Raw genomic sequence first — 12,246 nt, 5'->3', positions numbered from 1 at the left:
GTTAGATCCGATCCATGGCGGCTTTTGGGCTTCTGGGTCGGTACAGTAACAGCTTGTATCGGCAGGAAAAAGACCGCCGTGCCAGGCAAGCAATGACAGCACTTTGGCATACACTTGGGGAAAGCTCAGCGAGGGTACCGATTTGCCAGAACGTAGCCATGGTTTGCAGTCATGGATCGATCGCTTGAACCAAGCCGAACTGCCCGCGCTGGCCGCCGTGGTGCAGGATTTGCAGCGCCTGGCGCAGCAGGATTCGGCCTCGGTGCAGCAATTGGCCGACGTGCTGCTGCGCGACGCGGCGCTGACCTCCAAGGTGCTGCGGGTCGGCAACAGCGTCTATTACAACCCCTCGCAGGAGGCCATCAAGACCATCTCGCGGGCCATCGTGCTGATCGGTTTCGACAACGTGCGGCTGATCGGCCTGTCGGTCAGCCTGATCGACGGTCTGCTCACCCGCGCTCCGCGCGAGCAGCTGCAGGAGCTGCTCGCGCGCTCCTTCCACGCCGCGGTGCAGGCGCGCAACATCGCCGGGTACGTGCTCTCCAAGCATGCCGAGGAAGTGTTCATCGCCGCCTTGCTCCATCACCTGGGCGAACTGGCGTTCTGGGGCTGCGGTGGCGAACAAGCCGACGAGCTGGCCGCCGCCCTGGCCCAGCCCGGGGTGGAGGTGGAGGAGGCGGTGCGCGAGGTGCTCGGCACCAGTTTCCGGCAGTTGACCCAGGGCCTGGTGAAAAGCTGGAACCTGGGCGAAACCGTCAGCCTGGCGCATGCCGGCGCCAACCAGCACGACCCGGCGGCCTATGCGGTGCAGCTGGGCGTGCGCATCAGCGAGGCGGCGTTGCAGGGCTGGGATTCGCCGGAAATGGAGGCGGTGCTGGCGAAGATGGCCGCCTTCGTCGACCTCAGCCCGGAGGATGCCCTGCAGCAGGTGCTGGCCAGCGCCGAGGAGGCGGTCAAGGTGGCCTCCACCTTCGGCGCCAGCAAGCTGTGCCGGCTGATTCCCAACACCGACCCCGAACAGATCCGCCTGCAGCAGGAGGAGCGCAAGGCGCGCCTGCTGCAGCCGGATCTGCTGGTGCTGCAGCAGGCCTTGCAGGATCTCGGCCTGATGGTGAGCAAGCGCGGCGACGTCGGCCTGATCCTCGACACCCTGCTCAAGGGCCTGCATCGCGGCGCCGGCTTGGAGCGGGTGATGCTGGCGGTGCTGGCCGACGAGCAGAGCTGTTTCCGCGCGAAGCGGGTGATCGGCGACAAGACCGAGCAGTGGTTGAAGGATTTCGTCCTGCCGGCCGAGCAGGTCGAGCAGCCGCATGTCTTCAGCTATGCCCTGCGTCATCGCGAGGCGATCTGGATGGGCGTGCCGGCCAGCTACAACCTGGCCGAGCTGGTCACCCAGCCGATCCGCCGCAGCCTAGGGGCGGGGATGTTCTTCATCGCGCCGATCATTGCGGGGACGCGGGAGATCGGCGTGCTCTACGCCGACAGCCGGCTGTCCGGGCGTGCGCTGCGCCACGAGCAGTTCGTCGCCTTCCAGCGTTTCACCCAGCTGACCGGGCGTTGCCTGGAGGCCTTGAGCCGGCGCTGATCAGGGCAGGTAGAGGGTCAGCATCTGTCCCGGGCGCAGGCTGCTGCTGCGCGGGTTCCAGGCCTGCAGGCGCTTGAGGTCGATCTTGAAACGCTTGGCGATGACGTACAGCGAGTCGCCTTTCTGCACCCGGTAGTAGGTGGCCTTGTCGCGCGAGGTGCTGCTGCGCGTGTTGCTGGCGACCTGGCTGCCCGTGTCGGCAGGCGCCAGGCTGAGGCGCTGGCCGACCTTCAACTGGTTGCCCCGCAGCTTGTTCCAGCGCTGCAGGTCGTGCACCGAGACCTGGTGGGCGCGGGCGATCTGCCACAGGTTGTCGCCGTCTTTCACCTGATAGCTGCGCGCTGCCGGCGCCTGTGCCGTGCTGCGCTGGTACAGCGGTTCGCTCGGCTGCGCGCCGGGCTTGCCGGGAATGGTCAGCACCTGGCCGATACGCAGGTTGTTGCCACTGAGGCGGTTGACGTCCTTGAGCGTGTTCACCGTCAGGTGATGGCGGTTGGCAATGCCATGCAGGCTGTCGCCGGCGCGCACGGTGTAGCTCTGCCAGGCGACCAGCTCCTGCGGTTTCATCAGGGCCAGGTTGGCGCTGAGCATCTCCGCCTTGTCCGTCGGCACCAGCAGGTGCTGCGGGCCGTCGAGGGTGACGCCGCGCTTGTAGGCGGGGTTGAGCTGCAGCAGCTCCTCCTCGTCGAGGTCGGCCAGGCGGGCGACACGCGACAGGTCCATGTGCTGCTTGATCGCCACCTGTTCGAAATAGGGCTCGTTGGCCACCGGCGACAGGCTCACGCCGTAAGCCTCCGGGGTGAGGATCACCTGCGACAGGGCCAGCAGCTTGGGCACGTAGTCTTCGGTTTCCTTGGGCAGCGCCAGGTTCCAGTAGTCGCTGGGCAGGCCGAGTTTCTCGTTGCGCTCGATGGCCCTGCTGATGCGGCCTTCGCCGGCGTTGTAGGCGGCCAGGGCGAGCAGCCAGTCGCCGTTGAACATCTCGTGCAGGCGGCTCAGGTAGTTGAGCGCAGCCTGGGTCGAGGCGGTGACGTCGCGGCGGCCGTCGTACCAACTGGTCTGGCGCAGGTTGTAGTGACGGCCGGTGGAGGGGATGAACTGCCACAGGCCGACGGCGTGGGCGGAGGAGTAGGCCTGCGGGTCGTAGGCGCTCTCGATCACCGGCAGCAGCGCCAGCTCCATGGGCATGTCGCGCTCGGCCAGGCGTTCGACGATGTAGTGGATATAGGGGGCGCTGCGTTCGCTGACGGTATCGACGTGCTTGGGGTTGCTGGCGTACCACAGGCGCAGGCGTTCGATGCGCGGGTTGATGCCGATCTCGTCCTGCAGCTTGAAACCGTCGCGCATGCGCTCCCAGATGTCGGCGTATTCGCGAGGCTTGACCTGGCTGCTGAGCCACTCCGGTTCACGCTCCAGGCCGACGGCGCGCGAGGTGTCGGCGTCGGCCGGAGCGGACGGGGCCAGGCTCTGACAGCCGGCCAGGGTCATGCAGCACATCACCACGAGCACCTGAGTGCTTTGTGCCAATGCCTTTAAATTCAAGGGCTTGCGTGGTGATAAAGGCATTGGTCGAGGTGGTATTCCCGGCGAAAAGGTCGGGCGATTCTAGGAATCGAGCCTGGACTGGTCAAGTTTTCACCAGTCTTTTGTGACCGGCATCCCTGTCGGTCAGCCTGCCGGGCCGTCGCAGAGCGACGTCAATAAACGCTCCAGGCGTTTTTTTTGCGCGCCCGTCGTGCTTTTAGAACTGGTCTTTCCAGGCGCGCAGGCTGGCGAACACGGCGCTTGGCTCGGCAAGGGTCCGGCCGTCGCGCCGTTCGGCGGCGCCGATCACCGCAGCCTCGGCAGTGCGCAGGAAGGGGTTGCTGGCCAGCTCCAGGGCGATGTTCGAGGGCAGGCTGATGCGCCCGGCCTCGCGCCAGCGGCTGACCTCGGCCAGACGGGCGGCGATCTGCGGATTGTCCGGCTCCACCGCCTGGGCGAAGCGCAGGTTGCTCAGGGTGTACTCATGGGTGCAATACACCTGGGTGGCGCCGGGCAGCGCCGCCAGGCGCCCGAGCGATTCGTGCATCTGCTGCGGCGTACCCTCGAACAGGCGCCCGCAGCCGCCGGCGAACAGGGTGTCGCCGCAGAACAGCAGGTGCTGCTCGGCCTGGTAATAGGCGATATGACCGAGGGTATGACCGGGCACGGCGATGACCCGAAACTTCAGGCCGAGCACCTCGATGCTGTCGTTGTCGCTCAGGCCCAGGTCCCGTCCCGGGATGTTTTCGTCTGCCGGACCGAGCACGCGGGCGCCGGTGGCGGCCTTGAGCCCTTCGATGCCGCCGACATGGTCGAAATGATGATGGGTGACCAGGATGTCGCTGAGTTGCCAGCCCGGATGGGCCGCCAGCCAGGCCAGCACCGGCGCCGCATCGCCTGGGTCGACCACGGCGCAGCGCTGGCTGGCGGCATCCTGCAGCAACCAGAGGTAGTTGTCGGTGAAGGCGGGCAGGGCGTCGATGCGGATCATTGCGGGTCGCTAAGCTACTAATAAAGGTGCATCTTAGTCCCCATGCACGACGACTGTCATGAGAGGAATCCGATGAGCGATCAGGCATTCGCCCAGGCCGACCCCGACTGGCTCAAGCTGATCGGCGAGGCCCGTGACTGGCTGGCCGGGCCGCTCGGCCAGTTGCTGCTGGGCGAGGAGCGGCGCCTGCTGGAGCAGGAGCTGGCGAAATTCTTCGGCGGTTACCTGGTCAGCTATGGCCCCGGTGCCGAGCCACCGCCGGATGCCGGGCAGATCCAGTGCAACGTGCGCCTCGGGGCGCCGCTGCCGGGGGTGCAGATCGTCTGCGAGGAGCAGGCCTGGCCGCTCAGCGAGCACGCCGCCGACGTGGTGGTGCTGCAGCACGGCCTGGATTTCAGCCTGTCGCCGCACGGCCTGCTGCGCGAGGCGGCGCGCAGCGTGCGGCCGGGCGGCCATCTGCTGATTCTCGGCATCAACCCCTGGAGCAGCTGGGGCGCCTGCAGCCTGTTCGCCGGCGACGGACTCAAGCGCGCACGCTGCATCTCGCCCAATCGGGTCGGTGACTGGTTGACCCTGCTCGGCTTCGCGCTGGAGAAACGCCGCTTCGGGTGCTATCGTCCGCCGCTCGCTGCAGCGGCCTGGCAAGCGCGCCTGAGCCGACTGGAGCAATGGGGCGAGGCCTGGCAGTTGCCGGGCGCCGGCTTCTATCTATTGGTGGCGCGCAAGCTGGTGGTCGGCTTGCGCCCGCTGCGTCCGGCACGCCGCGAGCCCATGGGCAAGCTGCTGCCGATGCCGGTGGCCAAGGTCAGCCGGCGCAATGCCGAACGTTAGGCGCTCTACGAGAAGCGCCTGCGCGCGGCGATTTTCGTAGGCCTGGAAACAATGTCTGAAACCGATCAAGTCGTGATCTATACCGATGGTGCCTGCAAGGGCAATCCCGGCCCCGGCGGCTGGGGCGCTCTACTGGTCTACCGGGGGGCGGAAAAGGAACTCTGGGGCGGCGATCCCAGTACCACCAACAATCGCATGGAGCTGATGGCGGCGATTGCCGGGCTGGTCGCCCTGACCCGGCCCTGCTCGGTCAAGCTGGTGACCGACTCGCAGTACGTGATGAAGGGCATCCAAGAATGGCTGCCGAACTGGAAGAAGCGCGGCTGGAAAACCGCTGCCAAGGAGCCGGTGAAGAATGCCGACCTCTGGCAGAAACTGGACGAGGAGGTCAACCGTCACCAGGTCAGTTGGCAATGGGTGCGCGGCCACACCGGCCATCCTGGCAACGAGCGTGCCGACCAGCTGGCCAACCGCGGCGTCGACGAGGTGCGCGCGGCGCGCTGAGCCGCTGGGTTAAGATGCCGCGTTGGCCGCGTGCGGCAAGCGATTGATGAGAGAGACGAGACGTGACAAGCGATAACAGTGTCATCCGCTACGTGGTGCTGGACACCGAAACCACGGGTATGCCGGTCGCCGAGGGGCACCGCATCATCGAGATCGGCTGCGTCGAGCTGATGGGCCGGCGCCTGACCGGGCGGCATTTTCACGTCTACCTCAACCCGGATCGCGAGATCGACGAAGGCGCCATCGCGGTTCACGGCATCACCAACGAATACGTCGCCGACAAACCGCGGTTCAAGGACGTGGCCGATGAGTTCTACGAATTCATCAAGGGCGCCCAGCTGATCATCCACAACGCGGCGTTCGACGTCGGCTTCATCAACAACGAGTTCGCCCTGCTGGGGCAGAGCGAGCGCGCCGACGTCAGCGACTACTGCACCGTGCTCGACACCCTGATGATGGCGCGCGAGCGGCATCCGGGGCAGCGCAACAGCCTGGATGCGCTGTGCAAGCGCTACGGCGTGGACAACTCCAACCGCGAACTGCACGGCGCCTTGCTCGACTCGGAGATCCTCGCCGACGTCTACCTGGCGATGACCGGCGGGCAGACCAACCTGTCGCTGGCCGGCGAAGGCGGCGACGGCGATGGCAGCGGTCGTCAGCAGGCCACTCCGATCCGCCGCCTGGACGCCGCGCGGCCGCGCACCCGGGTGATTCGCGCCAGCCAGGACGAGCTGGCCGCGCACCTGACGCGGCTGGCGGCCATCGAGAAAACCGCCGGTGGGCCGGCCTTGTGGGCGCAGCTGGAACAGGCGCCGGAATAAGCCAACAGCGCAATTGCGACCTTTTCGTATAGCGTGACGCATGGGGGGTTCCGCCCGTTCGGGCGAATCTCTACCCTGAGGCGATGGGCAGGTCGGACCTGCCAGCCTTCAGGACGTCACAATGTACAAAGACCTCAAATTCCCCGTCCTCATCGTCCACCGCGATATCAAGGCCGATACCGTCGCCGGTGATCGCGTGCGTGCTATCGCCCAGGAGCTGACGCAGGACGGTTTCAGCATCCTGCCCACCGCCAGCGCCGCCGAAGGGCGCATCGTCGCCTCCACCCACCACGGCCTGGCCTGCATCCTGGTGGCCGCCGAGGGCGCGGGGGAGAACCAGCGCCTGTTGCAGGACATGGTCGAGCTGATCCGCATCGCCCGGGTGCGCGCCCCGCAGCTGCCGATCTTCGCCCTGGGCGAGCAGGTCACCATCGAGAACGCCCCGGCCGAGGCCATGGCCGATCTCAACCACCTGCGCGGCATCCTCTATCTATACGAGGACACGGTGTCCTTCCTCGCCCGCCAGGTGGCGCGCGCCGCACACAATTACCTCGACGGCCTGCTGCCGCCGTTCTTCAAGGCGCTGGTGCAGCACACCGCGCAATCGAACTATTCCTGGCACACGCCCGGCCACGGCGGCGGCGTGGCCTACCGCAAGAGCCCGGTGGGGCAGGCCTTCCACCAGTTCTTCGGCGAGAACACGCTGCGCTCGGACTTGTCCGTGTCGGTGCCGGAGCTGGGCTCGCTGCTCGATCACACAGGCCCCTTGGCCGAGGCTGAGGCCCGCGCCGCGCGCAACTTCGGCGCCGACCACACCTTCTTCGTGATCAACGGCACCTCGACGGCGAACAAGATCGTCTGGCACTCGATGGTCGGCCGCGACGACCTGGTACTGGTGGATCGCAACTGCCACAAGTCGATCCTGCATTCGATCATCATGACCGGCGCCATTCCGCTGTACCTGTGCCCGGAGCGCAACGAGCTGGGCATCATCGGACCGATTCCCCTGAGTGAGTTCAGCAGGGAGTCGATCCAGGCCAAGATCGACGCCAGCCCGCTGGCCAAGGGGCGCGCGCCCAAGGTCAAGCTGGCGGTGGTGACCAACTCCACCTACGACGGTCTGTGCTACAACGCCGAGATGGTCAAGCAGGCCCTGGGCGATTCGGTCGAGGTGCTGCACTTCGACGAAGCCTGGTACGCCTACGCCGCCTTCCACGAGTTCTACGCCGGCCGCTACGGCATGGGCACCCAGTGCGACGAACATTCGCCGCTGGTGTTCAGCACCCATTCCACGCACAAGCTGCTGGCGGCCTTCAGCCAGGCCTCGATGATTCACGTGCAGGACGGCGGGCTGCGCCAGCTGGATCGCGACCGCTTCAACGAAGCCTTCATGATGCACATCTCCACCTCGCCGCAGTACGGCATCATCGCCTCGCTGGACGTGGCCTCGGCGATGATGGAGGGCCCGGCTGGCCGCTCGCTGATTCAGGAGACTTTCGACGAGGCGCTGAGCTTCCGCCGCGCCCTGGCCAACGTGCGGCGCAATCTCGACGCCGATGACTGGTGGTTCAGCATCTGGCAGCCGGCGGCGGCCGACGGTGCCGATAGCCTGGCCACCGCCGACTGGGTGTTGCAGCCGGATGCCGACTGGCATGGCTTCGGTGAAGTGGCCCAGGACTACGTGCTGCTCGATCCGATCAAGGTGACCCTGGTGATGCCCGGGCTCAATGCCGCCGGCAAGCTGGAGGAGCAGGGCATCCCCGCGGCGGTGGTCAGCAAGTTCCTCTGGGAGCGTGGCCTGGTGGTGGAGAAGACCGGTCTGTATTCCTTCCTGGTGCTGTTCTCCATGGGCATCACCAAGGGCAAGTGGAGCACCCTGCTGACCGAGCTGCTGGAGTTCAAGCGCAGCTACGACGCCAACCTGCCGCTGCCCCAGGTGCTGCCGTCCATCGCCCAGGCCGGCGCGGGGCGCTACCAGGGCATGGGCCTGCGCGACCTGTGCGACGCGTTGCACGGCTGCTACCGCGACAACGCCACGGCCAAGGCGCTGAAAAGCATGTACACGGCGCTGCCGGAAGTGGCGATCAAACCGGCCGACGCCTACGATCGCCTGGTGCGCGGCGCGGTGGAGGCGGTGCCAATCGAGCGGCTGGAGGGGCGCATCGCCGCGGTGATGCTGGTGCCCTATCCGCCGGGTATTCCGCTGATCATGCCGGGCGAACGCTTCACCGCGGCGAGCCGTTCGATCCTCGACTACCTGGCCTTCGCCCGCACCTTCGACCAGGCCTTCCCGGGCTTCGATATCGACGTGCACGGCTTGCAGACCGAGGCCGGCCAGTACTGCGTCGACTGCCTGGTGGAGTGAGCTTGGTGCTCTGCCGAGGGGACGAGACCCTCGGCAGATCAATCCCTTATTCACGATAGTCAAAGCAGTTCTTAACCTCCGGGGCGTGCCCTGCGTCACAGCGGCAAGCATCGACTTTTATGTCGTGCTTGTTATAGTTGCTCGGTTTTAATCACAAAATAATTGCGTGCGCTGCCGAGCAGCGGCTGAGGATGACTGCCGTGTCCGACTACCAAGCCTTTCGCGTCGAACTGGCGGACAAGATCGCCCATGTGCAGATCAACCGTCCGGACAAGGTCAATGCCATGAACGCCGACTTCTGGCGCGAGATCGTCGAGATCTTCCGCTGGGTCGACGCCACCGATGCGGTGCGCGTGGTGGTGCTGTCCGGCGCCGGCAAGCATTTCTCCTCCGGCATCGACCTGATGCTGCTGGCCTCGGTCGGCGCTCAGCTGGGCAAGGACGTCGGCCGCAATGCCGATGCCCTGCGGCGCAAGATCCTCGAGCTGCAGGCTTCCTTCAACGCCGTCGACCAGTGCCGCAAGCCGGTGCTGGCAGCCATCCAGGGCTACTGCCTGGGCGGCGCCATCGACCTGATCAGTGCTTGCGACATGCGTTATTCGACGCTGGACGCGCAGTTCTCGATCAAGGAAATCGACATGGGCATGGCCGCCGACGTTGGCACCCTGCAGCGCCTGCCGCGGATCATCGGCGACGGCATGATGCGCGAGCTGGCATTCACCGGGCGCAGCATCGACGGCGTCGAGGCCCAGCGCATTGGTCTGGTCAACCGCACCTACGAGAGCCAGGAGGCGCTGCTCGCCGGGGTGCTGCAGATCGCCGGCGAGATCGCGGCTAAGTCGCCGGTGGCGGTGCGCGGCACCAAGGAAATGATTCGCTACATGCGCGACCACCGGGTCGACGATGGCCTCGAGTACATCGCCACCTGGAACGCGGCCATGCTGCAGTCCGAAGACCTGCGCCTGGCCATGACAGCGCACATGAGCAAGCAGAAACCGGAGTTCGCCGACTGATGCCGTATCCACTGTTGTCCGCAGCGAGCCGCGAGGTGCCTAGAGCATGGTGAGTGGAGCCACATCCCTGAGCCTGGTGCGCGACGAACTGTTCGTCACCATGGAGGAGGCCGAGCAGAGCCTCGAGCACTTCATCGCCGAACGGCACAACGGCAGCCTGTTGCAGCAGGCGGTGGAGAGCCTGCAGCAGGTGCGCGGCACGCTCAATTTGATCGAGCTGGCCGGCGCCGAGCTGCTGGCTCAGGAAGTGCTGGACCAGGCCACCGACATCCCCGCCGGCGCCGGCGAGGAGCGCGACGTGCAGCTGGCGGCGCTGAGCAACGCGCTGCACGTGCTGCGCCGCTACCTGGAAAACGTCGACGCCCATCGCCAGGAAATGCCCGAGCTGCTGCTGCCGGCGATCAACGACCTGCGCCAGGCCGGCGCCCAGCAGCCGCTGCCGGAAAGCTTCTTCTTCAGCGTGCGCCTCGACCAGGCCCGACCGCACAGCGCCAGCCTGGCACTCGACGGCGCGGCCAAGCTGGCCGAAGGCAAGCGCCTGCGTCATATGTACCAGGTGGGCTTGCTCGGCTTTATCCGCGAGCAGAACCCACAGGCCAGCCTCAGGCTGATGGTGCGCGCCATGGGCCGCCTGGACAGCCTGTTCGCCAATGAGCCGCGCGGGCGCATGTGCTGGATCGGCGCCGCCGCCATTGAGGCGCAGAGCGACGGCCAGTTGCTGCCGCGCAAGTCGCGCAAGCAGCTGTTCTCGCGCCTGGATCGCGAACTCAAGCTGATGCTGGGCAACCCGCAGTACGAGGCGCCGCGCAGCCTGCTCAAGGAATTGCTGTACCTGGTGGCCCTGGCCGACAGTCACGGCCCGCATGCCAGCGCCATGCGCCAGGTGTTCGGCCTGACCCCGCTGCCGTTCACCGACCACCTGCTGGAAGCCGAGTACCAGCGCCTGGCCGGCCCCGGCAAGGCGGTGATGCGTTCGCTGTCCACCGCCATTCGCGAGGAGCTGGCCAGCGTCAAGGACATGCTCGACCTGATGGAGCGCGGCACCCTGCAGAGCGAGACCCTGGGCACGCTGCACGCCCTGCTCGGCAAGCTGGCCAAGACCCTGGGCATGGTCGGCCTGACCTCCGCCGGCAACGCCCTCGGCGCCCAGTTGCCACTGGTCGCCGCCTGGAGCGATGCCACGCCGCCGGCGCCTGCACAGTTGCACAAGCTGGCCGATGCGGTGCTCTACGTCGAAGGCATGGTCGCCAGTCTGGAGCGCGGCGAAAGCCGCGACACGCGACCGACCCCGGCCGAGCCGGGCAGCGAGGCCGATTCCTTCGCCAGCCACCAGCTCAACGAGGCGCGCATCGTCGTGGTCGATGAGGCTCAGGCCGGCCTGGCCCTGGCCAAGCGGGCGATCACCGCCTACCTGGAAGCCGGCGGCGACAGGATGCACCTGGCCAACGTGCCGTTCAGCCTGCAGGCGGTGCGTGGCGGCCTGTGGTTCCTCGAGCAGCGCCGTGCGGCGACCCTGGTCGGCGCCTGCGCCGACTATATCCAGACGCGCATGCTCGAGTCCGGGCAGATGCCCTCCGAGCAGATGCTGGAAACCCTGGCCGACGCCCTGAGCAGCCTGGAGTACTACCTGGAAGCCGGCGCCGTGCTGCGTCCGGAAACCCAGCCCAGCGTACTCGACCTGGCCGAGGAGAGCGTCAAGGCCCTGGGAATGCCGGTGGCGGCCTGATGGTCTGGCGCAACGCCTTTCTCGACCCCGCCCAGCCCGGCGGTTGGGCGCTGCTGTACTGCCGGCAGCAGTTTCTCGCTGACGCCAACGGCGTGCTGTTTCCCCGCGACTGGATCAAGCGCCAGGAGCTGGACATTCTCGCCGAGCAGGGCATCGGTCATTTCGGCGAGGATGCCGTCTACCTGCTGCAGGTTACGCCCTCCACCCAGCTGGACGGCGCCAGCTGGCAGAGCCTGCGCCAGTTCATGCTGCAGGGCGAGGCCGAGACCTTCCGCATGCTCGCCTACGCCGCGCAGATCGGCACCTGGTATGCCGAGCATCGTTTTTGCGGCAGTTGCGGCGCGCCGACCCGCCAGCTACCCGGCGAGCGGGCGATGCGCTGCGACGCCTGCGAGTCGCAGCACTATCCGCGCATCTCGCCGAGCATGATCGTGCTGGTCAGTCGCGGCGACGAAATCCTTCTGGCCCGTTCGCCGCGTTTCGTTGCCGGGGTCTACAGCACCCTGGCCGGCTTCGTCGAGCCGGGCGAGTCGGTGGAACATTGCGTGGCGCGCGAGGTGCGCGAGGAAGTCGGCGTCGAGGTGCGCAACCTGCAGTACATCGGCAGTCAGGGCTGGCCCTTCCCGCATTCGCTGATGCTCGGCTTTCACGCCGAGTACGCCGGCGGCGAGATCGTCATGCAGGCGGACGAGATCGAGGATGCCCGCTGGTTCCGCGTCGACGACCTGCCGCCGCTGCCGGCCTCGCGCTCCATCGCCCGCCACCTGATCGATCTCTACGTGGCGCGCCGATTGGGTTTGCCCGAGCCTGTGCTGCCAGCGTAAGACCCCTTGTAGGAGCGGCTTCGGCCGCGAACCTCGTTTACCTTTTCGCGGCTCAAGCCGCT

10 protein-coding genes are annotated in these 12,246 nt (G+C 66.7%); 8 read left to right on the top strand and 2 right to left on the bottom strand.

What is annotated here, in order from left to right:
* The first annotated feature begins 163 nt into the window (after nt 1-163).
* Nucleotides 164-1,585 (top strand): HDOD domain-containing protein, encoded by a 1,422-nt coding sequence (locus tag EA796_RS06390; RefSeq protein ID WP_371921458.1) that lies wholly within the window; start codon nt 164-166, stop codon nt 1,583-1,585.
* Here the strand turns inward: EA796_RS06390 and EA796_RS06385 are convergent, their stop codons facing one another.
* Both EA796_RS06385 and gloB read right to left on the bottom strand, forming a co-directional pair.
* A complete protein-coding gene (locus EA796_RS06385; protein WP_122107978.1) occupies nt 1,586-3,151 on the bottom strand; it encodes a lytic transglycosylase domain-containing protein in 1,566 nt (521 codons plus the stop codon). It lies immediately after the preceding gene.
* A 175-nt stretch (nt 3,152-3,326) separates the two neighbouring features.
* The gene (gene gloB, locus EA796_RS06380; protein ID WP_122107977.1) at nt 3,327-4,100 is read right to left on the bottom strand and encodes a hydroxyacylglutathione hydrolase; all 774 of its coding nucleotides are present in this window, start codon (nt 4,098-4,100) and stop codon (nt 3,327-3,329) included.
* A gap of 72 nt (nt 4,101-4,172) precedes the next feature.
* Between gloB and EA796_RS06375 the strand changes: the two genes are divergently transcribed.
* The 7 genes from EA796_RS06375 (at nt 4,173) to nudC (ending at nt 12,184) form a co-directional block, all read left to right on the top strand.
* Complete coding sequence (locus EA796_RS06375; RefSeq protein WP_122107976.1) at nt 4,173-4,931, top strand: methyltransferase domain-containing protein; 759 nt, start codon at nt 4,173-4,175, stop codon at nt 4,929-4,931.
* A gap of 51 nt (nt 4,932-4,982) precedes the next feature.
* Nucleotides 4,983-5,435 carry a ribonuclease HI gene (gene rnhA / locus EA796_RS06370; RefSeq protein ID WP_021443944.1) on the top strand — a complete coding sequence of 151 codons (453 nt, stop codon included), beginning with the start codon at nt 4,983-4,985 and terminating at the stop codon, nt 5,433-5,435.
* 83 nt (nt 5,436-5,518) lie between these two features.
* Complete coding sequence (gene dnaQ / locus EA796_RS06365; protein ID WP_122108016.1) at nt 5,519-6,256, top strand: DNA polymerase III subunit epsilon; 738 nt, start codon at nt 5,519-5,521, stop codon at nt 6,254-6,256.
* Nucleotides 6,257-6,377: 121 nt separating this feature from the next.
* Complete coding sequence (locus EA796_RS06360; RefSeq protein WP_122107975.1) at nt 6,378-8,621, top strand: Orn/Lys/Arg decarboxylase N-terminal domain-containing protein; 2,244 nt, start codon at nt 6,378-6,380, stop codon at nt 8,619-8,621.
* A gap of 200 nt (nt 8,622-8,821) precedes the next feature.
* The gene (locus EA796_RS06355) at nt 8,822-9,634 is read left to right on the top strand and encodes a crotonase/enoyl-CoA hydratase family protein (RefSeq protein ID WP_122108015.1); all 813 of its coding nucleotides are present in this window, start codon (nt 8,822-8,824) and stop codon (nt 9,632-9,634) included.
* 46 nt (nt 9,635-9,680) lie between these two features.
* Nucleotides 9,681-11,360 carry a ferrous iron transporter B gene (locus EA796_RS06350; RefSeq protein ID WP_122107974.1) on the top strand — a complete coding sequence of 560 codons (1,680 nt, stop codon included), beginning with the start codon at nt 9,681-9,683 and terminating at the stop codon, nt 11,358-11,360.
* Nucleotides 11,360-12,184 (top strand): NAD(+) diphosphatase, encoded by an 825-nt coding sequence (nudC, locus tag EA796_RS06345; RefSeq protein ID WP_122107973.1) that lies wholly within the window; start codon nt 11,360-11,362, stop codon nt 12,182-12,184. The genes EA796_RS06350 and nudC overlap by 1 nt, the downstream gene beginning before the upstream one ends.
* Nucleotides 12,185-12,246: the final 62 nt, after the last annotated feature.

It is taken from the genome of Pseudomonas sp. AOB-7 (assembly GCF_003696305.1).
Lineage (GTDB): Bacteria > Pseudomonadota > Gammaproteobacteria > Pseudomonadales > Pseudomonadaceae > Aquipseudomonas.
The sequence above is the reverse complement of the archived record's forward strand: the minus strand, read 5'-3'. Positions and strand labels throughout refer to the sequence as shown.